The following is a 25,538-nucleotide window of genomic DNA, read 5'->3' on the forward strand; positions in this document are numbered from 1 at the left end:
GCCTCACGCCCACCAGTAACGCACGAAGTGGAAGAACACCGGCGCGGCGAAGCACACCGAGTCCATGCGGTCGAGCATGCCGCCGTGGCCTTCGATCATGTGGCCCCAGTCCTTCACTCCACGGTCGCGCTTGATCGCCGACATCACCAGCCCGCCGAAGAAGCCCATGGCATTGACCGTCAGCGCCATCAGCGCCGCCTGCCAGAAGGTAAACGGGGTGATCCAGCACAGCAGCGCGCCGACCAGGGTAGCCAAGGCCACGCCGCCGGCCAGGCCTTCGACGGTCTTCGACGGCGACAGGTTGGGTGCCACCTTGCGCTTGCCAAACAGCTTGCCGCAGACGTACTGCAGCACGTCGCTGATCTGTACCACCAGGATCAGCCAGGCGATCAGCAGCAGGTTGCGGCCTTCGTAGCCGGGGATGTCCAGGGTCATCAGCGCCGGCACCGAGGACACGCAGTACACCGCGATCATCAGGCCCCACTGCACCTTCGAGGCGCGCTCGAGAAAGCGCGTGGTGTCGCCGCCGAAGCTGGCGAGGATCGGCAGCAACAGGAACAGGTATACCGGGATGAAGATGCTGAACAGGCCGTACCAGTCCATGGCGATCAGCAGGTACTGCACCGGCAACGCTACGTAGAACGCCGCCACCAGGGCGGGGTAGTCGCTGCGTCGGGTCGGGGTGAGGGTCATGAACTCGCGCAGGGCGTAGAACGAGACGCCGTAGAACAGCACGATGACGCCGTACTTGCCGAACAGGAAGGCGATACCGATCACCAGCACCATCACCCACCAGGCATTGATGCGCGCGTTGAGGTTGTCGATCACCGCATGTGGCGCGGGGCCGGCACGCCACTTGAGCAGGCGGCCGACGAGGCTGGCGAGCAGCAGCAGGGCGCCGATACCGGCGAACAGCGACAGGGTGTTGTGATCCATCTCAGGCTTCCTTCGGGGCCAGGTTCAGCAGGGCCTGGCGGGCCCGCTCGAGAAAGGCGTGCTTGGCTTCGTCCGGCTGCAGGTGCAGCGGCTCGCCGAAACTCAGGGTGCACAGCAGCGGCAGGGGTAGGGCCCGTCCTTTGGGCATGACCCGGTTGAGGTTGGCGATCCACACCGGCACCAGCTCCACCTGCGGGTTGGCCGAGGCCAGGTGGAACAGGCCGCTCTTGAAAGACAGCAGCGGGTCGTCGGTGAGGTTGCGGGTGCCTTCCGGGAAGAAGATCAGCGAGTCACCCTGGGCGAAGGCGTCCAGCACCGGTTGCAGCGGGTTGCCCTCGCTGGCCTGCTGGCGATCGATCAGCACGCCGTTGAACACCTGGCGGATCAGGAAATCGCGGATGCCAGGCTTGCACCAGTAGTCGGCGCCGGCCACTGGCCGGGTGCGGCGGCGCAGCGGCTCGGGCAGCGCGGCCCAGAGCAGCACGAAGTCGCCGTGGCTGCTGTGGTTGGCGAAGTACAGGCGCTGCACCGGTTGCGGCGTGCAGCCCAGCCACAGGGCGCGGGCGCCGGTGATCAGGCGGGCGGCGGAGGTGATGACGAAGGCAGTCAGGCTGGCGAGCATCGGGGGTTATCCGGTGAAGGGGAGGGTGACGGCGAGCAGCACCTGCGCGGCCAGGCACAAGGCCTGACGGCGCAGCAGGGCCAGGGCGGCCTCGCTGCGTGCAGGCCAGCCGCGTGGATCGTCGGCGGTCGGTTTCAGGCGCAGTTCGAACAGGGCGCGGTCCAGGGCCAGGGTATCGGCGGGCAGGTCGTCGCAGTTGGCGAGCCGGGCGAACAGCTCGGCATCCAGGGCAACGCGTATGGCCCAGTACTTGTGTGCCAGGCCAAGCGCCAGCAACGCTGCGCAGAACACTCGGGGCAGCGCTGGCAACGGCGCGCCCAGCATGGGCGCCAGGCTGCAGGCCAGGGCCAGCAAGGTGATGCCGTCCGACCAGCGCTCCAGTTGGCGACCACGGGCGAGCAGGCTGGCGACGACGAGCAGGTTCATGGCCGGGTCTCCAACGGCTGCAGGGCCTGGCGGTGGGCTGGATGCAATACCACGCCGGGTCGCGCCTGGCGGATCAGTGTTTCGGCATGCGCGATTGCCTTGCAGCGGCCGCTGACCACCAGCCAGGCGGCGACCGCGCTGGCGCTGCGCGAGTAGCCGAGCGCACAGCAGACCAGTACCGGGCCGTGCCGGCGCAGGTGTTCGATAGCCTCGGCAGCTTGCTGCAAGGTCTGCGTGTCAGGGGCGACCAGGTCCAGTGACGGCAGATTCAGGTAGGACTGCGAAGCCTGTGGCGTCTGCTCGTGGGAGCGCGCTTGCCCCGCGAGGAGGACCCCGCAGGCCAGCTCCGCGCTGAGGTCGATCACCACCGGGAACTGCACCGCATCATCCGCGCCCGGCACACGCCCGAGGTACACCCCCTCGCACACCTCATCCGCCTGCGGGTGGCGCCAGGTCCACAGCCTTGAATTGATCCAGGCCCCAATCAGGTAAGGCGCCAGCAATGCCGTCGCCGCGACCGACAGCCGGCCATCGCTGCCTTTCTGGAAACCTTGCGGCCCGAACAGCGCATAGTTCAACGCTACCAACAGCAGTGAAAACCCAGGCCAGAGCAGCCACAAGGCGGTGTGCCCCAGCTTGAAGCCGAGCACGGCCAGCAGCAGCGCGCCCAGTCCATAACGCAACGCCAGCCGCCAGCGTTTGGGATCGCGTGCCAGGCACGCCTGCTGCCAGGGCAGCGGCCCTTGTTGCGGCCACAGCCACAGGCAGACGAACCCGGCCAGCGCCCCGGTCGGTACATCGATGAAGTGATGCTGCCAGGTGCTCAGGACCGACAGCCCGATCAGCCCCATCCAGCCGTGCACCAGCCAGCGCCAGGCTGGATGCCGCGTATGGCGGGCGAACATCGTCCAGATGATCACCAACAGCGCGATATGCAGCGAAGGCGCCTGGTTGTAGGGCTTGTCGAAGCCCATCAGCACATCGAACAGCCAGCCGAACAACCCCGACAGCTCGGGGCGCTCGAAGGTGAAGCGCAGCGGCCAGAGCAGGAAGCAGGCCACGCAGATCACCTGTGCGGTGAGCAATGCCAGGGCATGTCGGTCCATCTCGCGACGTGTACGCGGCAGCAGGAACGACAACCCGTACAGCAGGTCGATCGACCAGTACGGGATGATCGTCCACGGCCACAGCGGCATGTGACGTTCCCAGGCGAACACCAGGCTGCCGATATCGTCGCGTCCGGCCGTGTAGGTGTTGGCCAGGCCATAGCTGAGGAAAAACAACGGCCCGAGCAACAGCAGCCAGAGCACGCCGCGGCGGATCAGCCCGGCTTCACGGGCCATCAACGCGCCCGCTGCGCCAGGCTGACGCTGAAGATGCCCCATTCATCGATGCGCTGGGTGATCTTGCGGAACCCTGCGGCCTCGACCAACTGATCCATCTCTGCCTGGCTGCGTCGGCGCATCACCCAGGCCTGGCCGCCGCGGTGGCTGGTCAGGGCGCGGGCGATCATCTCCAGCTGCGGATGCCAGGGCTGGCCGGTGTAGACCAGGTAGCCGCCGTCCTCGACGGCATCGGCCAGGCCCGCCAGCGAATTGCCGACCAGCTCGTTGCTGGCGAACAGCTCGTAGAGGCCCGAGACCACCGCGAGGGTGGGGCGTGGCGTGAGGCTGGCCATGCTTTGCCGATCGAAGGCATCACCCTGGACGAAGCGGGCGATCTCGGCGAGGCCTTTTTCGGTGATCAGTGCGTTGCCCTGTTGCACGTTCAGTTCGCTGTAGTCGCGCAGCAGGATCGAGTCGGGCAGTTGCTGCAGGCCTTGCAAGGCCTCGAGGATATAGCGGCCATGGCCGGCGGCGATATCGACGATGTGGACCGGGCGCTGTTGCTCGCGCAGCTGGGCGATGGCCAGGCGCAACAGCTCCTCGACGTTCAGCTTGCGCTGGCGGATACCGCGCCAGCCGATGGCGTCCAGGTAGTTCCGGTCGACCAGCTCGCCCAACCGGCCTTTGCCGGTCGGCGTATTGCGGTAGACGTAGTCGAGGGTGGAGCCGGAGTCGAAGCCGGTGTCGAAGCCCAGTTTCACCCCCTCGGACAGGCCCTTGCCCAGCCGCAGGCCGGCACGGGTGGCGCGCCAGTAGAGGTCGCGTGGCGAATGGCGTGGCAACGGCGCAGCCAGGCTCTCGGCCTCGGCGCAGCTGGCGCCGCTGCGGTCGGCGTCGAGCAACGCCGGCCGCGCTGGCGGCGCGTCGAAGCAGTGCGCTATGAAGCGCTCGATCCGCGCCAGGGCGTGGGCGCGGTCGCGCTCGCCGAGGGTATCGTGGAAGAAGCCGGGCAGGATGTGCTTTTCCTTGCGTGCACTGCCCAGGCGATCGAAGAACTGCTCCTGCGGCTTGCGCTCGACCACCAGGTCCGCGCCGGAGATCAGCAGTTGCGTCGGCACCTGGATCGCCTGGGCGTCGGCCACCACGCGGTCGGCGGCGTCATACAGGCCCAGCAGCATGGTGACCGAAATCGGCCGGCTGATCAGCGGGTCGGCGACATACGACATGACCCGCTCCGGGTCATGGGTCAACAGGCGCGGCTTGACGTAGCTGTTGACGAAGAAGTTGCCGCGCAGGGCCTTGAGCAGCTTCAGCCCGGGGCGGGCGAAGGGCACGTAGAGCTTGACCTTGAACGCCGGCGAGGCGAGCACCAGGCAGCGCACCCTGGGCGCATAGTCGTGGGCCCAGGTGGCGATCAGTACCGCGCCGACGCTTTGCGCCAGCACTACCATGTCCGCCTCGGCGATGCCGTGACGGGCCTGAAGATGCTCGATGAAGGTCTGTACGTCGCGCACGCTGGTGGCGAAGCCCGGGCTGTCGCCGCGTGCTCCTGGCGATTGGCCATGACCACGGGCGTCCCAGGCGAAGAAATCATAACCGGGCATGTTCAGTTCGTCGGCCAGGTGGGCCATGCGCCCGCCGTGCTCGTGGCCGCGGTGGAACATCACCACGGCGCGGCGTGGTTGATGCTCGTTGCGCGTGGCGGGCCAGTGACGATAGTGCAGCTCGACGCCGTCATGGGTGCAGAAATGCAGCGATTGCGCTTGGCGCATGGCGAATATCCTTGTCCGGCAGCGAGGGGCTCAGCGGGTTTCGGCCAGGCCGTGGCGAACCCGGTTGTACAGGGTATAGAGCGAGAGCAGCAGGATCACCAGCAACAGGCCATTGATCCAGCTCGCGGCCAGCAGCCCGAACGCCACGCCGGTGCCCAGCACGCCGAAGGCGAAGGCCCGGTCGCTCTTGCCCATCGGCCCGTCGTAGCGGCGTGACGCACCAGCCAGCGGGCCCATTACCCCGGCGTATTCGCTGATCACGGCGAACACCACCACCAGCACCACCAGTGTCGGCGAAACGCCCGGCAGCAAGGCAAACGGCAGGTACAGCGCGGTGTCGGCGATCACGTCGCACAGTTCATTGAGGTAGGCGCCGAGCCTGGACTGCTGGCCGAACTCGCGGGCGAGCATGCCGTCGACCGCGTTCAGCGCCATGCGCAGCAGCATCCACAGCGGTATCAGGATGAACAGCCAGGAGACCTGGTGCTGCCAGGCGAGCAGCAGGCCAAGGAGGATGGAGACCGCGGCGGCGGCGACTGTGACTTGGTTGGCGGTGACGCCACGGTCGTACAGGCGCTGCACCGAAGGGCGCAGCAGCGCCTGGAAGCGGGGTTTGAGCTGGTAGATGGATGGCACGGCGAATTCCCTGTCATGGTGCGGCATGGGCGCGATTGTGGGGAATCAGGCCGGGCGCAGGCAAGGGGGCAGGTGAGGGCTTTCTCCTGGTTTCGTGACGCAGCGCTGCAAAGCGGCGCCGCTCTCAGGGAATCCAGCGGTCGCGCTGCTGCAAACGCCACCCCAGCCACCCCAGCGTTACTGCCCGCAGCACCATGAAGCCGAGGAACGCCCACCACAGCCCATGGTTGCCGAACCCGCGCATGGCAAGCGCCAGGGGCAGCGCAACTGCCACCGACAGCAGCATCGCATTACGCATCTCGCGGGCCCGCGTCGCGCCGATGAACAGGCCGTCGAGCAGGTAGCTCCACACGGCTACCAATGGCAGCACCGCCAGGTAAGGCAGGTAGGGATATGCCGCGTCGCGCACGCTGGCGATGTCGGTTTGCAGGTCGATGAACAGGTGCCCGCCCAGCAAAAACAGCACGGCGAACACCAGGCTGACGATCAGTGACCAGCCGCAGGCCACCACCAGTGCCTGCTTCAGGGCACTGCGGTCACGGGCGCCGATGGCATGGCCGCACAGGGCCTCGACCGCATGGGCCAGGCCATCGAGGGCATAGGCGGTGAGCATCAGGCCATTGAGCAGCAGGGCATTGGCCGCCACCGTCGCCTCGCCCAGGCGCGCACCCTGCACGGTGAGCAGCAGGAACACCAGTTGCAGGGCCAGGCTGCGCAGGAAGATGTCGCGGTTGACCGCCAGCAGCGGCCGCCAGCTCTGCCAGCGTTTCAGCGCGGCCCAGGCGACCTGCCCGGGGTAGGCGCGCAAGGCCGGGCGGGTGAGGGCCAGGCCGAGCAGGGCGGCGCTCCATTCGGCGATCACCGAGGCCCGCGCCGAGCCGACCACCCCCCAGTCCAGGCCAAGCACGAACCACAGGTTCAGGGCGATGTTGAGCAGGTTGGTGGTCAGCAGGATCGCCAGTGGCGCCCGGGCGTTCTGGGTGCCGAGGAACCAGCCGACCAGGGCATAGCTGGCCAGTGCTGCCGGCAGGCCGAGCAGGCGGGTGTGGAAGAAGGCTTCGGTCGAGGCATGCAGCGCCTCGCTGGGCTGCATCGCCTGCAGCGCCAGCTGGCTGAAGGGCAGGGCCAACAGGCCGATCAGCACGGCGAAAGCCAGCGCCAGCAGCAGCCCCTGCACCAGCACCTGGCGCAGCGCGGCGCCGTCGGCGCGGCCGGCGGCCTGGGCGGCGAAGCCGGTGGAGCCCATGCGCAGGAAGCCCAGCAGGCCGACCATGAAGGTGAATAGCGTGGCACCGACGGCCACCGCGCCCAACTGATGGGCATGGGGCAGGTGGCCGATCACCGTGCTGTCGACCAGCGCCACCAGCGGCACCGAGATGTTGGACAGGATCATCGGCGCGGCGAGGGCCCAGACCTTGTGGTGGGTGGGGCGGTTGCGCCAGGCGGTGGACAGTGAGGACATGCACATCCTTCATATCAGGGCCGCTTCGCGCCCCATCGCCGGCTTGCCGGCGATGGGGCGCGAAGCGGCCCCTTGCAAGATCAAATGCGCTCATTGTACCGGCCCGGCAACCTATTGGCGCGAACACGGTCTCACTTGCCGCGCATCGCCAGGTAAGCTTCGAGCCGTTGCGCTATAGTTGCCCCCCTCATGTACACGCTGCCGAAGAGTTCTCTCTCAAATGCTCAACAAAGGATTGTTGCTGGCCTGCGCGCTGGCCCTGCTCAGTGCCTGTGATTCCTCCACCCCGGACAAGCCTTCGGCGCCTGCCGATGCCGCCACTGCCGTCGCGCCCGTCGAAACCAGGACGGCCAAGCGCGAAGATCCGGCGGTGCTCGCCAAGCGCTACGCCGGCCGCGAGCTGACCGTGCTGGACGTCTCGGAAGTGCAGCTCGACGGCGCCAGTACCCTGTCGGTCAGCGTCTCCGCGCCACTGGACGCCAACCAGGACTTTGCCGGCAAGCTGCACCTGGTCGATACCGTCAAGGGCAAGGTCGACGGCGCCTGGGAACTCTCGGACAACCAGATGGAACTGCGCCTGCGCCACCTGGAGCCGCAGCGCAAGATGGTCCTGACCATCGACAAGGGCCTGCTCTCGGTCAACGGCAACCAGCTGCAGGCCGAATCGGTCAGCCGCTTCGAGACCCGCGACATGCAGGCCACGGTGGGCTTCGCCAGCCGCGGTTCGCTGCTGCCCACGCGCTTGGCCGAAGGCCTGCCGGTGATTGCCCTGAACGTCGACAAGGTCGATGTCGAGTTCTTCCGCATCAAGCCGGACATGCTCTCGAGCTTCCTGGTCAACTGGGGGCGCAACAGCAGCCTTTACTACTACCAGTCCAAGGAAACCCTGGAGATGGCCGAGCTGGTCTACAGCGGCCGTTTCGACCTCAACCCGGCGCGCAATACCCGCGAAACCGTGCTGTTGCCGATCGCCGGGATCAAGCCGCTGCAGGAGCCTGGCGTGTACCTGGCAGTCATGCGTGCCTCGGGCACCTATGACTACTCGCAACCGGCGACCCTGTTCACCCTGAGTGACATCGGTGTCTCGGCGCACCGCTATCGCGACCGCCTGGACGTGTTCACCCAGGCCCTGGAGGGCGGCAAGGCGCTCAAGGACGTCACCCTCGAGCTGCACGACGACAAGGGCAAGCTGCTGGCCCAGGCCAAGACCGACGGCGACGGCCATGCGCAGCTGCCGATCACCGCCAAGGCCGATACGCTGATCGCCACCCAGGGCGTGCACACCACCCTGCTGCGCCTGAACACCGCGGCGCTGGACCTGGCCGAGTTCGACATCACCGGCCCCCAGGCCAACCCGCTGCAGTTCTTCATCTTCGGCCCGCGCGACCTGTACCGCCCAGGCGAGACCGTGCTGCTCAACGGCCTGCTGCGCGACCAGGACGGCAAGCCGGTCAAGGCCCAGCCGGTGAACGTGGAAGTACGCCGCCCCGATGAGCAGATCAGCCGCAAGTTCGTCTGGGAGGCCGACCAGAACGGCCTGTTCCAGTACCAACTGCAACTGGCCAGCGAAGCGCCGACCGGCCGCTGGCAGTTGCTGCTCGACATGGGCGGTGGACGCAAGCAGGTCTACGAATTCCTTGTCGAGGACTTCCTCCCCGAGCGCCTGGCGCTGGAGCTCAAAGGCAGTGCCGCGCCGCTGGCGCCGGACCAAACCGCCACGATCCAGGTCAATGGCCGTTACCTTTATGGTGCGCCTGCCGCCGGCAACCGCCTCAGTGGCCAGGCGTACGTGCGCCCGCTGCGTGAAGCGGTGAAGGCGCTGCCGGGCTACCAGTTCGGCGCGGTCACCGAGACCGACCTGAACCAGGACCTGGAACTGGACGAAGTCACCCTCGACCAGAACGGCAAGGCCCGCATCGACATCGAAAGCCGCTGGGCTGAAGCCCGCTCGCCGCTGCAACTGACCGTGCAGGCCAGCCTGCAGGAGTCCGGTGGTCGGCCGATCACCCGGCGCCTGGAGCAGCCGATCTGGCCTGCCGAGCGCCTGCCGGGCCTGCGCGGCCTGTTTGACGGCGAAGAAACCGACGGCGATGGCCCGGTAGAATTCGAGTTCCTGGTGGCTGATCGCGACGGCAAGAAACTGGCCGCCGACAACCTGAAGGTGCGGCTGATCCGCGAGCGCCGCGACTACTACTGGAACTACTCGCAGAGCGATGGCTGGAGCTACAACTACAACGAGAAATTCCTTACCCAGGCTGAAGAAACCGTCAGCGTGAAGGCAGGCTCCACCGCCAAGCTGAACTTCCAGGTGGAGTGGGGCCCGTACCGCGTCGAGGTGGAAGACCCGCAGACCGGCCTGGTCTCCAGTGCCCGCTTCTGGGCCGGCTACCGCGCCCAGGACAACGCCGAGGGCGGCGCCGTGCGCCCTGACCAGGTGAAGATCGCCCTGGACAAGCCAGCCTACAAGGAAGGCGGCACCGCCAAGGTCACCGTCACCCCGCCGGCCGCCGGCAGCGGCTACCTGATGATCGAGTCCGCCGACGGCCCGCTGTGGTGGCAGGAAATCGAGGTGCCGGCCGAGGGCAAGACCTTCGAGGTCGAACTGGACAAGAAGTGGGCGCGCCACGACCTGTACATCAGCGCCCTGGTGATCCGCCCGGGTGAGCGCAAGGCCAACGCCACGCCGAAACGCGCCGTGGGCGTGCTGCACCTGCCGCTGGACCGCGCCGAGCGCAAGCTGGCGGTGTCGCTGCAGGCGCCGGAGAAGATGCGGCCCAAGCAACCGCTGACTGTCAAGTTCAAGGCGGTCAACGCCGATGGCAGCGTACCGAAGCAGGTGCATGTATTGTTGTCGGCGGTAGACGTGGGCATCCTCAACATCACCGACTTCAAGACCCCCGATCCGTTCGCCAGCCTGTTCGGCCGCAAGGCCTATGGCGCCGACCAGCTGGACATCTATGGCCAGTTGATCGAAGCCGGCCAGGGCCGCCTGGCCAGCCTGGCCTTCGGCGGTGACGCCGCCATGGCCAAGGGTGGCAAACGCCCGAACACCACGGTGACCATCGTCGCCCAGCAGAGCCTGCCGGTCACCCTCGACGAGAAAGGCGAGGGCCAGGCCAGCGTCGATATCCCTGACTTCAACGGTGAACTGCGGCTGATGGCCCAGGCCTGGACCGAGGAACACTTCGGCATGGCCGAAGGCAAGACCGTGGTCGCCGCGCCGCTGATCGCCGAGCTGTCCGCGCCGCGCTTCCTCGCCGGTGGCGATCAGACCCGCCTGGCGCTGGACCTGGCCAACCTGTCCGGCCGCGCCCAGCAACTGACCGTGCAGGTGTCCAGCGAAGGCCAACTGAGCTTGGTTGGTGGCGCGCAGCAGAACTTCAGCCTCGCCGAAGGTCAGCGCACCACCCTGATGATCCCGGTGCAGGCCCAGGGTGGCCTGGGCCAGGGCAAGGTCCGCGTGCAGGTCAACGGCCTGCAGCTGCCGGGTGAGCCGGCCAGTACCTTCGAGCGTGAATGGACCCTGGGTATTCGCCCGGCCTACCCGGCGATGCTCAAGCACTACCGCGTGGCCCTCAAGGACCAGCCCTGGAGCCTGCCCGACAGCGACCTGGCCGAGTTCGAGCCTGCGGGCCTGGAGGCCAGCCTGGCGTTGTCGAGCCGCCCACCGCTGAACCTTGCCGAGCAGATCCGCGCCCTGGAAGCCTACCCCTACGGCTGCCTGGAGCAGACCACCAGTGGCCTGTACCCGTCGCTGTATGCCGATGCCGACAGCCTCAAGCGCCTGGGCATCAAGGGTGAGCCGGCCGATGTGCGCAAGCGCAAGATCGAGATGGGTATCGAGCACCTGCTGAGCATGCAGCGCTACAACGGCAGCTTCGGCCTGTGGAGTTCGGACAGCGAGGAGGAATACTGGCTGACCGCCTACGTCACCGATTTCCTGCTGCGCGCCCGCGAGCAAGGCTACGGCGTACCGGCCGAGGCGCTGAAGAAGGCCAGCGAGCGCCTGCTGCGCTATGTGCAGGAGCGCAACCTGATCGAAGTCGACTACAGCCAGAACGCCGACCACACCCGCTTCGCCGTGCAGGCCTACGCCGGCCTGGTGCTGGCGCGCAGCCAACAGGCGCCGCTGGGCGCCTTGCGCAGCCTGTTCGAGCGTCGTGCTGACGCCCGCTCCGGTTTGCCGCTGGTGCAACTGGCGGTAGCGCTGGACAAGATGGGCGACAAGCAGCGTTCGCAGCAGGCGCTGCAGGCGGGCCTGGCGGTGACCCGCGGCAAAGGCTGGCTGGCAGACTACGGCAGCGCCCTGCGTGACCAGGCGTTGATCCTGTCCCTGCTGCAGGAGAACAACCTGGCCGCCAATCAGGTCGATCAGCGCCTGTTCGGCCTGTCCGACGAGCTGGCCGCCAACCGTTGGCTGTCCACCCAAGAGCGCAACGCGCTGTTCCTTGCCGGTCGAGGCCTGCTGGGCAAGCCGGAAGGCAACTGGAAGGCCCGCCTGGACAGCGCCGGAGAGGTCCGCGAGTTCGACAACAATGACTCGGGCATGAAGCTCGAGGGCCCGCTACTGGCCTCGCCATTGACCGTGCAGAACCAGGGTGGCGAAACCCTGTACCAGCAACTGACCCTGTCCGGCTACCCGCGCCAGGCTCCGGCCGCCAGCGGCAATGGCATGGAAATCCGCCGCGAGTACCTGGGCATGAATGGCCAGGCGCTGGATGTGCGCAACCTGCGCAGCGGTGACCTGGTGCTGGTGCACCTGGCGCTCAAGGCCCAGGACCAGGTGCCCGACGCCCTGGTGGTGGACCTGCTGCCAGCAGGCCTGGAGTTGGAGAACCAGAACCTGGCGCAGAGCGCTGCCAGCCTGGACAACGCCAGCAGCGCGGTGAAGCAATGGCGCGAGTCGATGCAGAACGCCAGCGTGGTGCACCAGGAGTACCGCGACGACCGCTATGTGGCCGCGCTCAAGCTCGACAGCTACGGCACCACCCACCTGCTGTACCTGGCCCGTGCGGTGACGCCGGGCAGCTACCGCATTCCGCCACCGCAGGTGGAGTCGATGTACCGGCCCAACTTGCAGGCGGTAGGTGATAGCCTGGGCGAGATGATTGTAAGAGCTCGCTGACCCTCAAGCTGTGAGCTGCAAGCTACAAGAGAAAGCAGTCGACGCAGGCTGCTTTCAACTTGTCGCTTGTAGCTCCAAGCTTGCAGCTGCTTTCAATGCACCACCCAGCTCAACACCCACAGCCCCAGCAACGCCCAGATGATCCCGAGGATGATCGATGCGCGCATGAATGCGCGGACCGCCGAGTACAGCAACATCAGGCCGACGATAAGCGCCAGGATGCTCACCAGCGAGGTGTCCATTCCCAGCGTGCGCGCCAGGCCGTCGATGAAATTGCCACCGGCGTTGGCCAGCAGGTTGAACAACCCGCTCAAGCCATCGACGATGAATCGGATCACCGAACCCAGTGCCTGGCCCAGCCATTCGAAAAAACCTTCTACATGCATAGTCGCTTCCTGATCAACGAATCGGCGATTCCCAGCCTTTGGCCATCACCTGGCCCGGTCGGTTCCCGATGCCAAGCTTAGCGTGCCCGCGCCTGACCAGGCTGCTGCGGTGTGTCGCCGTCAGCGTGCTGCTGGGCATGGCCCTGCTGTGGTTGGCCGACCGTATCTGGCCATTGCCCATGCCAGGCGACGACCTGGCGCGGGTGGTGTTGGCCGAGGACGGCACACCGCTGTGGCGCTTCGCCGACGCCGACGGCGTGTGGCGCTATCCGGTCAGCCCGCAGGAAGTCTCGCGGCTGTACCTTGAAGCCCTGCTCGCCTACGAGGACCGCTGGTTCTATCATCACCCCGGCGTCAACCCCATGGCCCTGGCCCGGGCTGCCTGGCTCAATCTGCGTGGCGGGCGGGTGGTGTCCGGCGGCAGCACCTTGTCGATGCAGGTGGCGCGCCTGCTCGACCCGCACGACCGCACCTTGTCCGGCAAGCTGCGCCAGCTGTGGCGCACGGCGCAGCTGGAGTGGCACCTGTCCAAGGACGAGATCTTGCAGCTGTACCTCAACCGGGCACCGTTCGGCGGCACCTTGCAGGGCGTGGCAGCGGCCAGTTGGGCGTACCTGGGCAAGTCGCCGAAACACCTGACTCCGGCCGAAGCCGCGTTGCTCGCCGTGCTGCCCCAGGCGCCGAGCCGGCTGCGTCCGGACCGCCACCCTGAACGCGCCCAACGCGCCCGGGACAAGGTGCTGCAGCGCCTGGCCGAGTACCAGGTATGGCCAGCCCAGCGCATCGATGAGGCGCGTGAAGAGCCGCTGTTGCTGGCGCCACGCCAGGAGCCGGCGCTGGCGCCGCTGCTGGCCCGGCGCCTGAATACGCCGAACAGCCCGCCACTGATCCGTACCACCCTGGATGCCGCCTTGCAGCGCCGCCTCGAAGACTTGCTGATGGGCTGGCGTGCCCGCCTGCCCGAGCGCACCTCGGCGGCGTTGCTGGTGGTCGAGACACAGAGCATGGCCGTGCGCGCGTATCTCGGCTCCATCGACTTGAACGATGAGCGCCGTTTCGGTCACGTGGATATGGTCCACGCCCTGCGTTCGCCCGGTTCGACCCTTAAGCCGTTCCTCTACGCCATGGCCATGGATGATGGCCTGATCCACTCCGAATCGCTGTTGCAGGATGTGCCGCGGCGCTACGGCGACTACCGCCCCGGCAACTTCTCCATGGGCTTCAGCGGCCCGGTGTCGGCCAGCTCGGCGCTGGCACTGTCGCTGAACCTGCCGGCGGTGCAACTGCTCGAGGCCTATGGCCCGAAACGTTTCGCCGCGCAGATGCGCATGGGGGGGATGGCGCTGGTGCTGCCGCCGCTGGCCGAGCCGAACCTGTCATTGATCCTCGGTGGCGCAGGCAGCCGGCTGGAGGACCTGGTCGGTGGCTATGCCGCGCTGGCCCGTGGTGGGCTGAGCGCGCAGGTACGCCTGCAACCCCAGGACCCGCTGGTGGAGCGCCGCTTACTGTCGCCGGGGTCGGCCTGGATCACCCGGCGCATTCTCAGCGGCTTGGCGCGGCCGGACCGTGACCCCCACGCCGAGCTGGTGCAGCGTCCGCAATTGGCCTGGAAGACCGGCACCAGCTATGGCTTTCGCGATGCCTGGTCGGTGGGCGTCGGCCCGCGCTACCTGATCGGCGTGTGGATCGGCCGCCCCGACGGCACCCCGGTACCGGGCCAGTTCGGCCTGGCCTCAGCGGCGCCATTGATGCTGCAGGTGCATGACCTGCTGAGCAACCGCGACAGCCAACGCGGTATCGAAGTGCCGGTCGAGCCGGTGCCGGCGTCGGTCGGTGTGGCGGCGATCTGCTGGCCGTTGGGCCAGCAGATGAACCGCCAGGACCCCAACTGCCGTCGGCAACGTTTCGCCTGGACCCTCGACGCCACCACGCCACCGACCTTGCAGGCTGCCGACCAGCCGCTGGGGCTGGGATTGCGCGAAACGGTGTGGCTCAACGAGCGTGGCTTGCGTGTCGATGCTTCCTGTCCCGGTGCCAAGGCCCAAGACATTGCCTTGTGGCCGGCCCCGCTCGAGCCGTGGTTGCCCCGGGTCGAACGTCGAGCGGCGCGGCTGCCGGCCGTTGACCCCGCCTGTCCACCGCAGGTGGTGAGCAGCGCGCCACCGCTGTCGATCGTCGGTGTGCGCAGTGGCGACAACCTGCGCCGCCCGGCCACCAGCCACGAGCCGTTGCAGTTGCGTGTGTCGGCATTGGGCGGGGCAGGGCGGCGCTGGTGGTTCCTCAATGGACAGCCCTTGGGCGAGACCCAAGGGCAGGACAGCCTGCAGGTAAGTTTCGAGCAGGCCGGGCGCATCGAGTTGAGTGCTTTGGATGAAAGCGGCGAGACGGCGCGGGTGGAGTTCCAGGTCAGCGAGTGAGCGCGTTGCCCAGGCTCAGCCTTTGACCGGGTTCAGATCGAAGGCACCGGCCTGGTACTGGAACAGCAGGCAATCGGCCGCCGCGGTGCAGCCGCTTTCATGCACCAGGTTGGCGGGCAATTTGTAGTAGGCGCCTGCCGGGTACTCAACTCGCTTGCCATCGATCACCGCGTAGAAGGTTCCGCTCAACACCACGGTCGGCAGGGTCTGGCTATGGGTGTGCAGGCCATTGTCGGTGCCTTTGCGGAATTTTACGTAGGCCGAGTACGGCCCCTTGCCGAACAGATCGCCTTCGACATTGGCGTAGCTCACCGCGCCTTGGGTGCCGGGCACCTGCTGCCATTTCAGCGCGGCGCTGTCAGGGACCGAACTCAGAGTGTCGCCAGCGGCGCTGGCGGTGGTGGCAATGGCGGCCAGGGTGAGGCCGGCGAACATCGTGTGCAGTGCTTTCATGGGGAGGCTCCTTCGCCAAGTGACAATGGGCGAAGGTTAAACAATCAAGTTGCGCACAAATACTTCTTCAATTTGCCATGTCTTGTGCGTTCTAAGCACAAATCAATGCCGCCATCTCGGCTCTGCGTAGTACCCCTGCACGTAGTCGAGCAGTGCCCGTACCTTGGGGGCCACATAGCGGCTCTGCGGGTAGACCGCGTACAAGGCTCGCGAGGGCAGCGACCAGTCCGCCAGCACCGGCACCAGGCGCCCGTCGCGCAAGGCATCGTGGGCGATGAAGCGGTCGAAGCTGGCGATCCCCAACCCGCCGATCGCTGCCGCGCGCAGGGCCATTGGCGAATTGGCGCTCAGCCGCTGGGGCATCAGCAACTCACGGCGCTCGCCGGCGGGGCCGGTCAGTTGCAGGCGTTGTGGGTGCGGCAAGCGGCTGTAGCCGAGCAGCGGGTGGGCAGCCAGGGCTTCGGGTGTGGTCGGCGTACCGTGGCGCTCCAGGTAGCAAGGGGCGGCCACCAGCACCACCTCGCTGTCCGCCAGCCTGCGGGCCACCAGGCTGGAGTCGGGCAGGTGGTCGGTGACCCTCAGGCAGACATCGATGTCTTCTTCCAGCAGGTCGATGAAGCGGTCGCTGCAATGCAGTTCCACCTGCAATCGCTCGTGACGTCCGACGAAGTCCGGCAGCCAGTGTCCCAGCTCCAGCTCCCCAAAGGCAGTGGCCACACCCAGGCGCAGCGTGCCGCTAGGCTGTTGTTGATGCTCGGACAGTTCAAGGTTCATGGCCTGCATCTGCTCGAGAATCCGTGTGCAGTGGCGATAGAACAGCGCCCCGGCCTCGGTCACTTGCAGGCGCCGGGTGGTGCGGTTGAGCAGTTGCGTGCCGAGATGGCGTTCGAGGTGCTTCACCTGGCGCGACAGCACGGTGTGGGAAACGCCCGCCTGGTGGGCGGCGGCGCTGAAGCTGCCGAGGTCGACGACCCGGCGGAAGGTCTGCATGGCGCTCAACTGGTCCAATGGCACATCACTCCTTGCAGCGAACGGCGGGGCCCTGGCGGCCCCGCGTCGTCGCGGGTCAGCGCCGAACCAGCAGCACCCCGCTTTCCATATGGTGGGTGTAGGGGAACTGGTCGAACAGCGCGCAGCGTTCGATACGGTGGGTATCGTGCAGTTGGGCGATGTTCTGCGCCAGGGTTTCCGGGTTGCAGGAGATGTACAGGATGCGCTCGAAGCGACGGGTCAGCTCACAGGTGTCCGGGTCCATGCCGGCACGCGGCGGGTCGACGAACACCGTGCCGAACTCGTAGCTCTTCAGGTCGATGCCTTCCAGGCGGCGGAACGGGCGGACCTCGTTCAGGGCCTGGGTCAGCTCTTCGGCCGACAGACGCACCAGGCGCACGTTGTTCACGCCGTTCTCGTCGAGGTTGTGCAGGGCGGCGTTGACCGAGGTCTTGCTGATCTCGGTGGCCAGCACCTGGCGGGCGCGGGTGGCCAGCGGCAAGGTGAAGTTGCCGTTGCCGCAATACAGCTCGAGCAGGTCGTCCTGGCGCTCGCCCATGGCCTCGAAGGCCCAGCCGAGCATCTTCTGGTTCACCGCGCCGTTGGGCTGGGTGAAGGCGCCTTCGGGTTGGCGATAGCTGAAGGTGCGCCCGGCGATGTCGAGCTTCTCCACCGCGTAGTCGCGGCCGATCACCACGCGCTTGCCTTTCGAGCGGCCGACCACGCTGACACCGAGGTCGGCGGCCAACTGCTGCGCGGCGGCCTCCCAGGCCTCGTCCAGCGGGCGGTGGTAGCACAGGGTGATCATCGCATCACCGGCCAGGGTGGTGAGGAACTCCACTTGGAACAGCCGGTTGTCGAGGTCTTCATTGGCCTGCCAGGCGGCTTTCAGACGCGGCATCAACGCATTGATGCGCTCGCTGGCGATCGGGAAGTCGTCGATCAGGATGGCCTTGTGCTTCTCGCCCGGGGCGAACATCGCATAGTGGCGCTGGCCGCCTTCGCGCCACAGGCGGAACTCGGCGCGCAGGCGGTAGTGCCCGCGCGGCGAGTCGAACACGGCCGGCTCCGGCGCGTCGAACGGGGCCAGCAGGTCGCGCAGGCGGGCGGCCTTGGCCGCCAGTTGCGCGTCGTATTGCGCGGGATCGTAGGCAGCACTCATGCGGGGAACCAACCCAGCTTGATGACGAACAGGATGGACAGGATCACCAGCGCCGGGTTCAGGTCATGGCGACGGCCGGAGATCAGCTTGATGGCGGTCCAGGCGATGAAGCCGAAGGCGATGCCGTTGGCGATCGAGTAGGTCAGCGGCATGGCCAGGGCGGTCACCACCACCGGCGCGGCTTCGGTGACGTCGTCCCAGTTGATCTCGGCCAGGCCCGAAGCCATCAGTACGGCGACGAACAGCAGCGCCGGGGCGGTGGCGAAGGCCGGCACGCTGCCGGCCAGCGGGGCGAAGAACAGCGCCAGCAGGAACAGGATGGCGACCACGATCGCGGTCAGGCCGGTGCGCCCGCCGGCGCTCACGCCCGCCGCCGATTCGATGTAGCTGGTGGTGGTGGAGGTGCCCAGCAGCGAACCGGCCATGGCGGCGGTGCTGTCGGCGATCAGGGCGCGGCCCATCTTCGGCATGTGGCCGTCCTTGCCCATCAGGCCGGCGCGCTTGGCCACGCCGATCAGGGTGCCGGAGTTGTCGAACAGGTCGACGAACAGGAAGGCGAAGATCACGCTGATCAGGCCGACGTCCAGGGCGCCGGCGATGTCCAGCTGCAGGAAGGTCGGGGCCAGCGACGGCGGCATCGAGACCACCCCGCCGAACGGCGTGACGCCCAGCGCGATCGCGGCCACGGTCACCGCCAGGATGCCGATCAGCACGGCGCCGCGAACCTTCAGCGACTCGAGGGCGACGATCAGGAAGAAGCCCAGGGTGGCGAGGATCGGCGCGGGCTTGCTGAGGTCGCCCAGGCCCACCAGGGTGGCCGGGTTATCGACGACGATGCCGGCGTTATGCAGGGCGATCAGCGCCAGGAACAGGCCGATGCCGGCAGCAATGGCCGAGCGTAGCGGCAGCGGGATGCTGTTCACGATCCATTCGCGGATGCGGAAGATCGACAGCAGGAAGAACAGCACCGCGGAAAGGAACACCGCGCCCAGCGCCACCTGCCAGGTGTGGCCCATGTGCAGGACCACGGTGTAGGTGAAGAAGGCGTTCAGGCCCATGCCTGGTGCCAGGGCGATCGGGTAGTTGGCGATGATGCCCATGGTCACCGAGCCGATGGCCGCGGCCAGGCAGGTGGCGACGAAGAGCGCGCCCTTGTCCATGCCGGTCTCGCCGAGGATGCTCGGGTTGACGAACAGGATGTAGGCCATGGCCAGGAAGGTGGTGACGCCCGCGAGAATCTCGGTGCGCACGTTGGTGTTGTGTGCTTTTAGTTGAAACAGCCTTTCCAGCATGCCTGCTCCCCGGGCGCCCTCGCGCCGTGAATGTATCGACCCCAACAGCAAAGCACAGACCGTACCGGGTGCCGTGGTTTTGTGTGGGGTGGAAAAAAGCCGCGCATCATACCAGCAAGGATGGCGGGGGCCTATGGCCATTGGGAGAGAGGCCATCCGGGCCCTCTCGCGGGTTTTTGGCCTCGCGAGGGGGCGAACACGGTTTTCAGCCGCTATGCATACGGTCGCGATGGGTCAACGTCGGGAACAGCTTCATCCATACCCCGGTCACCAGCAGCGTGCCCACGCCACCGAGCACCACCGCCGGGACTGTGCCAAACCAGTGCGCGGTCAGCCCCGACTCGAACTCGCCGAGCTGGTTCGAGGCACCGATGAACAGCCCGTTCACCGCGCTTACCCGGCCGCGCATCTCGTCTGGCGTCTCCAACTGCACGAAGGCGCCGCGGATGACCATGCTGATCATGTCCGCTGCGCCGAGCACCACCAGCACCGCCAGGGAGAACCAGAACGAGGTCGAGAGGCCGAAGGCGATGGTCGCCACGCCGAACACGCCGACCGAGGCGAACATGATCAGGCCTACCTTGCGCTCCACCGGGAAGCGCGCCAGCCACAGCGACATCAGCAGCGCGCCCACTGCCGGCGCCGAGCGCAGCAGGCCCAGGCCCCAGGCGCCGGTGAGCAGGATGTCCTTGGCGAACACTGGCAGCAGCGCGGTGGCGCCGCCCAGCAGCACGGCGAACAGGTCCAGGGAGATGGCGCCGAAGATGTCCGGGCGGCTGCGGATGAAGCGCACCCCGGCCAGCAGCGATTCCAGGTTGGCCCGACCACGCTGGGGCAGTTGCTGGCGCGCGTCGAGGCTCAGGGTAAGCAGGCAGGCGATGAGGTAGAGGGCAACGGTCGGGCCGTACACCCAGGTACTGCCGAAGGCGTAGAGAAAGCCGCCGACGGCCGGGGCGACGATGGTCGCCGACTGGGTGGCCGACGCCGACGCCGCCACGGCCCGTGGGAACAGCCCTGGCGGCACCACGTTGGGCAGCAGCGCCTGGGTCGCCGGCATCTCGAACGAACGGGTGGCGCCGAGCAGGAAGGCGAGGATGAAGATCAGCTCGCGGCTGACGTTGTCGCTGACGCTGCCCAGGGCCAGCGCCAGGGCGATCAGCGCCTGCAGGGTCTGGCACAGGGCGGCCACCTTGCGTCGGTCGTAGCGGTCGGCGACATGGCCGGTATGCAGCATGAACAGCACCCGGGGCGCGAACTCGACCAGTCCGACCAGGCCCAGGTCGAGGACATTTCCGGTCAGTTGGTAGAGATGCCAGCCAATGGCCACGGTGAGCATTTGGAAGCCGCTGGCAGTGAATACGCGGGCCAGCCAGAAGGCCAGGAACGGGCGGTGATGACGCAGCAATTGCGGGGCGGAATCGGACATCGGGGGGCTGCAGCCTCGAGATAGAGGGGCCTGCAGGGTAACATCTGTTTGTAACAAATAGTTGCTGAAAGTCGCGTGGATCAACCATCGCGACTTCGCAAAAGAGGGTGAGGCAACGGGTCACGCGGCAATCAACCACACATCCGGATGGGTCATTCAGGACTATGCTTCCATTCAGTCGTTGATCTGGATCAATCGTTCCAGATGCAACGATCTTGGCCCTTGGGCCGGAATCCCCGCGATCGAACAGAACAATTCCAACGCGCCGCACTCGATACCCGTGGGGGCAGTGGGCGACAGGCCATGAGCCCGGTCGCCGGATTACCTGAAGAGGAAGCACCATGTTCGGATTGGAAGCCCTAGAGCTCGCCCGAATCCAGTTTGCCTTTACCGTGTCCTTTCACATCCTGTTCCCGGCCATCACCATTGGCCTGGCGAGCTACCTGGCGGTCCTCGAAGGCCTTTGGCTGAAGACCGGCGACAACACCTACCGTGACCTCTATCACTTCTGGTCGAAGATCTTCGCCGTGAACTTCGGCATGGGGGTGGTCTCGGGCCTGGTCATGGCCTACCAGTTTGGTACCAACTGGAGCCAGTTCTCCGATTTTGCCGGTTCCATCACCGGCCCCCTGCTGACCTACGAGGTGCTCACGGCATTCTTCCTCGAGGCCGGTTTCCTCGGCGTCATGCTGTTCGGCTGGCACCGTGTCGGCCGGGGGTTGCACTTCTTCGCCACCTGCATGGTGGCGCTCGGCACGCTGGTGTCGACCTTCTGGATCCTCGCCTCCAACAGCTGGATGCAGACGCCCCAGGGCTACGAGATCGTCAATGGCCAGGTGATTCCGGTGGACTGGTTCGCGGTGATCTTCAACCCGTCCTTCCCCTATCGCCTGATGCACATGGCCACCGCGGCGTTCGTCGCCACCGCGTTCTTCGTCGGCGCCTCGGCGGCCTGGCACCTGCTGCGCGGGCGGGACAACCCGGCGGTGCGCAAGATGCTGTCGATGGCCATGTGGATGGCCCTGGTGGTGGCGCCGATCCAGGCCGTGATCGGCGACTTCCATGGCTTGAACACGCTCAAGCATCAGCCGGTGAAGATCGCCGCCATCGAAGGCCACTGGGAGAACAAACCCGGTGAGCCGACGCCGCTGATCCTGTTCGGCATTCCCGACATGCAGGCCGAAACCACGCGTTTCAAAGTCGAGATTCCGGCCTTGGGCAGCTTGATCCTGACCCACAGCCTGGACAAGCAAGTGCCGGCGATGAAGGAGTTCCCACCTGAGGACCGACCCAACTCGACCATCGTATTCTGGTCGTTCCGAGTCATGGTCGGCTTGGGCATGTTGATGATTTTTGTCGGCCTGTGGAGCCTGTGGCTGCGCAAGCGCGGCACCCTGTATAGCTCGCGGCCGTTCCTCTACCTGACCCTGTGGATGGGCCCGTCGGGGTTGATCGCGATCCTCGCCGGCTGGTTCACCACCGAGATCGGCCGCCAGCCGTGGGTGGTCTACGGATTGATGCGCACCGCCGACGGGGTGTCCAACCATAGCTATGCCCAACTCGGCTTTACCCTGGTGATGTTCGTGGTGGTCTACTTCGCGCTGTTCGGCACCGGTCTGGGCTACATGATGCGCCTGGTGCGCAAAGGGCCCAAGACTGGTGAAGGCGATGAGCACACCCCAGGTGGCCCTGGCCAGAAACGTACGCCGGCGCGGCCGCTGTCCGCCGCCGATGAAGGCCATGAGGCCGACTCCAGCAGCCTGAGCAAGGGGAACTGAGATGGGTATCGATCTTCCGCTGATCTGGGCCGTGATCATCATCTTCGGCGTCATGATGTACGTGGTAATGGATGGTTTCGACCTGGGCATCGGCATGCTCTTCCCCTTCGTCCAGGACGAGCGTGACCGCGATGTGATGATGAACACGGTCGCCCCGGTATGGGACGGCAACGAGACCTGGCTGGTGCTGGGCGGGGCGGCGCTGTTCGGGGCTTTCCCGCTGGCCTACTCGGTGGTGCTCGAGGCACTGTACCTGCCATTGATCCTGATGCTGGTGGGCCTGATCTTCCGTGGCGTGGCCTTCGAGTTCCGCTTCAAGGCCAGGGCCCACAGGCGGCATATCTGGGACAAGGCCTTCATCTGGGGCTCGCTGGTGGCGACTTTCTTCCAGGGGGTGGCGTTGGGCGCGTTCATCGAAGGCTTCAAGGTGGTCGACCGTAAGTTCACCGGTGGCACCCTGGATTGGCTGACCCCATTCACCGTGTTTTCGGGCCTGGGCCTGATCGTCGCCTACACGCTGCTGGGCTGCACCTGGTTGATCATGAAGACCGAAGGGCCGCTGCAGCAGAAGATGCATGACATGGCCCGACCACTCGCGCTGGTGCTGCTGGTGGTCATCGGCATCGTCAGCCTGTGGACGCCGATCGCCTACCCGCAGATCGCCGAGCGCTGGTTCAGCATGCCCAACCTGATCTGGTTCATGCCGGTGCCGATCCTGGTGCTGGTGACCTTCTACGGGTTGCTGCGGGCGGTGGCGCGTAACGCCCACTACACCCCGTTCCTGCTGACGCTGGTGCTGATCTTCCTCGGTTACAGCGGGTTGGGCATCAGCCTGTGGCCGAACATCATCCCGCCGTCGATCAGCATCTGGGATGCCGCGGCGCCGCCGCAGAGCCAGGGCTTCATGCTGGTGGGCACGCTGTTCATCCTGCCGTTCATCCTGGGTTACACCTACTGGAGCTACTACGTGTTCCGCGGCAAGGTGACCCATGAAGACGGCTATCACTAGGAGCGCCGGGTGATGAATGTCGAAGAGAAGAAACCGCTGTGGCAACGCCTGGGTTGGCTGGTGCTGATCTGGGGGCTGAGCGTGGCAGCGCTTGGCGTGGTGGCTTATGGCATGCGCATGTTCATGAGCGCGGCAGGCCTGAGTACTCACTAAGCCATTGAGTGATCGCGGGGCAAGTCGCATCGGTGCACCGCTGCGACTTGCCCCGCGATGCTTTTATTTCCGGGCCTTGAGCACCACGAACTTCGGCGTCGCCGCGACCTGCTCGACACCCCGGTACAAACGCGCCAGCTTGCTGTGGTAGCCCAGGTGGCGATTGCCGACGATGTACAGCGCGCCACCGACTTCCAGTGCCTCGCGAGCCTGCTGGAACATGCGCCAGGCGAGGAAGTCGCCGACCACCTGTTGCTGGTGGAACGGCGGGTTGCACAGCACCACGTCCAGCGATTGTTTCTCCTGGCCGGCCAGGCCATCCGCGGCCCTGATCGTCACCTCGCGTTCGCCCAGCGCCGCCTGCCAGTTCTCCCGCGCCGACTGCACCGCCATGTACGACTCGTCGACCAGGGTGAACTGCGCATCCGGGTTGGCCAGGGCACAGGCAATCGCCAGCACGCCATTGCCACAGCCAAGATCGGCTACGCGGGCGCGACCCAGGTCACGCGGCAGATGCGGCAGGAAGGCACGGGTGCCGATGTCCAGGCCTTCGCGGCAGAACACGTTGGCGTGGTTGACCAGCTCCAGGGCCGGCGTCTCCAGACGATAGCGGCTGGGGTAGGGGGAGCGGGCAGTCGGGCGTTCGGCGACGGTGGCAGTCAGCAGGCGCGCTTTCTTCTGCGCCAGCGACGCCTGCACCGGGCCGATGTACTTCTCCATAAGGTCGCCGGCGGCTCGGGGCAGGTGCTTGATCATCGCCCCGGCGATCACCTGGGCGCCAGGCGCCAATTGGCCCTGCAGGCGGATCAGTTGCTCCTCGAGCAGGGCCAGGGTCTTGGGCACGCGCACCAGCACGCGGTCGAACGGGCCCTGGAAGGGCTCGCTGGCCGGGATGAAGGGCACGCTGTCGAACGGCTTGCCGTTACCCGCCAGGTTTTTCTCCAGGGCCAGGTGCGCCAGGTGCGAGTCACCGCTGCTGGTCACGTCCAGGTGCCCGGCCAGGCTGGCGGCCAGGGCGCCGAAGCTGTCGTTGAGCACCAGCACCTTGCTGCCTGCGCCTGGTGCCTGGGCGGCCATGTGTTCCAGCAGGTACTGGTCGGCGGCATCGAACGCCAGCAGCGGGTCGTTGGCTTGCTCCGGCTGGCGGATCAGGTCGAGGTCGGCGAAGGGGCTGTTGAACAGGGGCATGACGTGGGGCTCTGCTGCGTATCTGCCCGGCGCGCGGGTGCGGCAGGCTTGCGGCAGGTGATTCTACAGGGCTTTGCGCCTGGGTGGGGGACGGGCTGTCAGAGCAGGCCGCGCAGGGCGGCAATGGCGATGGCGCCGGCTTTGTTGGAGGCGTTGGTCTTGCTGATCACACTGCGAATATGAAAATTCACGGTGCTGGTCGACAGCGAAAGAATCATCGCCACGTCGGCTGCGGTCTTGCCAGCGGCCGACCACTTGAGCACTTCGAGCTCGCGCTCGCTCAATTGCGGTAGTGGGCTGTACTTCGCCAGATGGTGCGCACTGAGCGCGGCGTGCAGGGTGTTGCACAGCCACATCACCTGGGCGCTCTTCTCGAACAGTTCGTCACGGGAGACCACGCCCTGAGCCCTGGTGACACTTAGCTGGCTTTCGTTGTGCTGCTGGTCGTGCACAGACTGGCTCCAGCCATGGGTCATGCCGTAGGCAGTGGCAGCCTCACGCAGCTGAGGCACCTCGTGGAACAGTTCGTCACTCCAGACCAGCGGCAACGTCGTGCTGTGGCATTTTGCTACTGTTGGATCTATCTTGATGAAGTCTTCAGCCTGGTAGCGCGCATTCCAGGCGCTTGGGTAATTGTTGTAGAGGATCACTAGGGGGCCACGGGCAGCGACATGCAGGTGCAGCGTCAGGCCGATGAACTCCATGTCCAGTGCCTGGGCCAGTTTCACGGCCTGGCCGAACACCAGTTGCGGCTCCTGTTCCTCCAGCAGTTGCTGGAGTTGCTCACTCTTCCAATGTGGCATCGATGAAGCTCCCGTTGCGTCTTTGTGGATCCAAAGTCAGCATTACACGGTCCGTAGTGTAGGAAATCTCCTAAAGATGTGCTGGTTTTTTTTGCTATAGCTGTTGCGCTTTCTTAGTTGTTTACGCTCCGGGCTATGCCATGCCCTACAAATCGACGGTGTTTATCTCCGCTGCTT

The 25,538-nt window shown here is 66.3% G+C and carries 20 protein-coding genes; 5 read left to right on the forward strand and 15 right to left on the reverse strand.

The window, feature by feature from the left end; all coding sequences use genetic code 11:
* Nucleotides 1-3 precede the first annotated feature (3 nt).
* The 7 genes from DFS21_RS25160 to DFS21_RS25190 all read right to left on the reverse strand — a co-directional run bounded on the left by DFS21_RS25160 (nt 4) and on the right by DFS21_RS25190 (nt 7,179).
* The gene (locus tag DFS21_RS25160) at nt 4-936 is read right to left on the reverse strand and encodes a phosphatidate cytidylyltransferase (protein ID WP_023631694.1); all 933 of its coding nucleotides are present in this window, start codon (nt 934-936) and stop codon (nt 4-6) included.
* 1 nt (nt 937) lies between these two features.
* Nucleotides 938-1,558: a 1-acyl-sn-glycerol-3-phosphate acyltransferase gene (locus DFS21_RS25165; RefSeq protein WP_110704062.1), complete on the reverse strand. Its 621-nt coding sequence runs from the start codon at nt 1,556-1,558 to the stop codon at nt 938-940.
* A 6-nt stretch (nt 1,559-1,564) separates the two neighbouring features.
* On the reverse strand, nt 1,565-1,984 hold the full coding sequence (locus tag DFS21_RS25170) for a hypothetical protein (RefSeq protein WP_110704064.1): 420 nt from the start codon (nt 1,982-1,984) through the stop codon (nt 1,565-1,567).
* On the reverse strand, nt 1,981-3,327 hold the full coding sequence (locus DFS21_RS25175; RefSeq protein ID WP_110704066.1) for a phosphatase PAP2/dual specificity phosphatase family protein: 1,347 nt from the start codon (nt 3,325-3,327) through the stop codon (nt 1,981-1,983). Before DFS21_RS25175 ends, DFS21_RS25170 begins: the two co-directional genes overlap by 4 nt.
* Nucleotides 3,327-5,081, reverse strand: a complete 1,755-nt coding sequence (locus tag DFS21_RS25180) for a bifunctional alpha/beta hydrolase/class I SAM-dependent methyltransferase (protein WP_111533386.1) — start codon at nt 5,079-5,081, stop codon at nt 3,327-3,329. Before DFS21_RS25180 ends, DFS21_RS25175 begins: the two co-directional genes overlap by 1 nt.
* A 30-nt stretch (nt 5,082-5,111) precedes the next feature.
* The gene (locus DFS21_RS25185) at nt 5,112-5,717 is read right to left on the reverse strand and encodes a CDP-alcohol phosphatidyltransferase family protein (RefSeq protein ID WP_102684572.1); all 606 of its coding nucleotides are present in this window, start codon (nt 5,715-5,717) and stop codon (nt 5,112-5,114) included.
* A 124-nt stretch (nt 5,718-5,841) separates the two neighbouring features.
* Nucleotides 5,842-7,179, reverse strand: coding sequence for an MATE family efflux transporter (locus DFS21_RS25190; protein WP_111533388.1), 1,338 nt, complete (start codon nt 7,177-7,179; stop codon nt 5,842-5,844).
* 220 nt (nt 7,180-7,399) lie between these two features.
* Here DFS21_RS25190 and DFS21_RS25195 point away from each other — a divergent pair, with 220 nt between their 5' ends.
* Entirely contained in the window at nt 7,400-12,304 is a 4,905-nt protein-coding gene (locus DFS21_RS25195) for an alpha-2-macroglobulin (RefSeq protein ID WP_111533389.1), read from the forward strand.
* A gap of 92 nt (nt 12,305-12,396) precedes the next feature.
* On the opposite strand, the gene DFS21_RS25200 is transcribed toward DFS21_RS25195, so the two are convergent.
* Nucleotides 12,397-12,690 carry a hypothetical protein gene (locus DFS21_RS25200; protein ID WP_023631497.1) on the reverse strand — a complete coding sequence of 98 codons (294 nt, stop codon included), beginning with the start codon at nt 12,688-12,690 and terminating at the stop codon, nt 12,397-12,399.
* Nucleotides 12,691-12,758: 68 nt separating this feature from the next.
* Between DFS21_RS25200 and pbpC the strand changes: the two genes are divergently transcribed.
* On the forward strand, nt 12,759-15,107 hold the full coding sequence (gene pbpC, locus DFS21_RS25205) for a peptidoglycan glycosyltransferase PbpC (protein WP_111533398.1): 2,349 nt from the start codon (nt 12,759-12,761) through the stop codon (nt 15,105-15,107).
* A 15-nt stretch (nt 15,108-15,122) separates the two neighbouring features.
* Here the strand turns inward: pbpC and DFS21_RS25210 are convergent, their stop codons facing one another.
* The 5 genes from DFS21_RS25210 to DFS21_RS25230 form a co-directional block, all read right to left on the reverse strand.
* Nucleotides 15,123-15,560 (reverse strand): cupin domain-containing protein, encoded by a 438-nt coding sequence (locus DFS21_RS25210; RefSeq protein WP_110704074.1) that lies wholly within the window; start codon nt 15,558-15,560, stop codon nt 15,123-15,125.
* A gap of 102 nt (nt 15,561-15,662) precedes the next feature.
* The gene (locus DFS21_RS25215; RefSeq protein ID WP_111533391.1) at nt 15,663-16,568 is read right to left on the reverse strand and encodes a LysR family transcriptional regulator; all 906 of its coding nucleotides are present in this window, start codon (nt 16,566-16,568) and stop codon (nt 15,663-15,665) included.
* Nucleotides 16,569-16,626: 58 nt separating this feature from the next.
* Nucleotides 16,627-17,712 (reverse strand): tRNA (uridine(54)-C5)-methyltransferase TrmA, encoded by a 1,086-nt coding sequence (gene trmA, locus DFS21_RS25220; RefSeq protein ID WP_110704079.1) that lies wholly within the window; start codon nt 17,710-17,712, stop codon nt 16,627-16,629.
* Entirely contained in the window at nt 17,709-19,004 is a 1,296-nt protein-coding gene (locus DFS21_RS25225; protein WP_038707321.1) for an NCS2 family permease, read from the reverse strand. The genes trmA and DFS21_RS25225 overlap by 4 nt, the downstream gene beginning before the upstream one ends.
* Before the next feature lie 205 nt (nt 19,005-19,209).
* Nucleotides 19,210-20,430: an MFS transporter gene (locus DFS21_RS25230; protein ID WP_110704081.1), complete on the reverse strand. Its 1,221-nt coding sequence runs from the start codon at nt 20,428-20,430 to the stop codon at nt 19,210-19,212.
* A 341-nt stretch (nt 20,431-20,771) separates the two neighbouring features.
* Between DFS21_RS25230 and DFS21_RS25235 the strand changes: the two genes are divergently transcribed.
* From DFS21_RS25235 to DFS21_RS25245, 3 genes are read left to right on the forward strand one after another with little or no spacing between them, the layout of a single operon-like run.
* The gene (locus DFS21_RS25235; protein ID WP_110704083.1) at nt 20,772-22,208 is read left to right on the forward strand and encodes a cytochrome ubiquinol oxidase subunit I; all 1,437 of its coding nucleotides are present in this window, start codon (nt 20,772-20,774) and stop codon (nt 22,206-22,208) included.
* 1 nt (nt 22,209) lies between these two features.
* Nucleotides 22,210-23,217 (forward strand): cytochrome d ubiquinol oxidase subunit II, encoded by a 1,008-nt coding sequence (cydB, locus tag DFS21_RS25240; RefSeq protein WP_102684552.1) that lies wholly within the window; start codon nt 22,210-22,212, stop codon nt 23,215-23,217.
* A 12-nt stretch (nt 23,218-23,229) separates the two neighbouring features.
* Complete coding sequence (locus tag DFS21_RS25245) at nt 23,230-23,370, forward strand: DUF2474 domain-containing protein (RefSeq protein ID WP_036986195.1); 141 nt, start codon at nt 23,230-23,232, stop codon at nt 23,368-23,370.
* A gap of 63 nt (nt 23,371-23,433) precedes the next feature.
* Here DFS21_RS25245 and DFS21_RS25250 read toward each other — a convergent pair whose 3' ends face one another.
* A complete protein-coding gene (locus DFS21_RS25250; RefSeq protein ID WP_110704085.1) occupies nt 23,434-24,558 on the reverse strand; it encodes a methyltransferase in 1,125 nt (374 codons plus the stop codon).
* Between the two features lie 98 nt (nt 24,559-24,656).
* Nucleotides 24,657-25,361, reverse strand: coding sequence for an autoinducer binding domain-containing protein (locus DFS21_RS25255; RefSeq protein WP_110704087.1), 705 nt, complete (start codon nt 25,359-25,361; stop codon nt 24,657-24,659).
* Nucleotides 25,362-25,538 lie beyond the last annotated feature (177 nt).

It is taken from the genome of Pseudomonas sp. 2848, from assembly GCF_003253945.1.
Lineage (GTDB): Bacteria > Pseudomonadota > Gammaproteobacteria > Pseudomonadales > Pseudomonadaceae > Aquipseudomonas.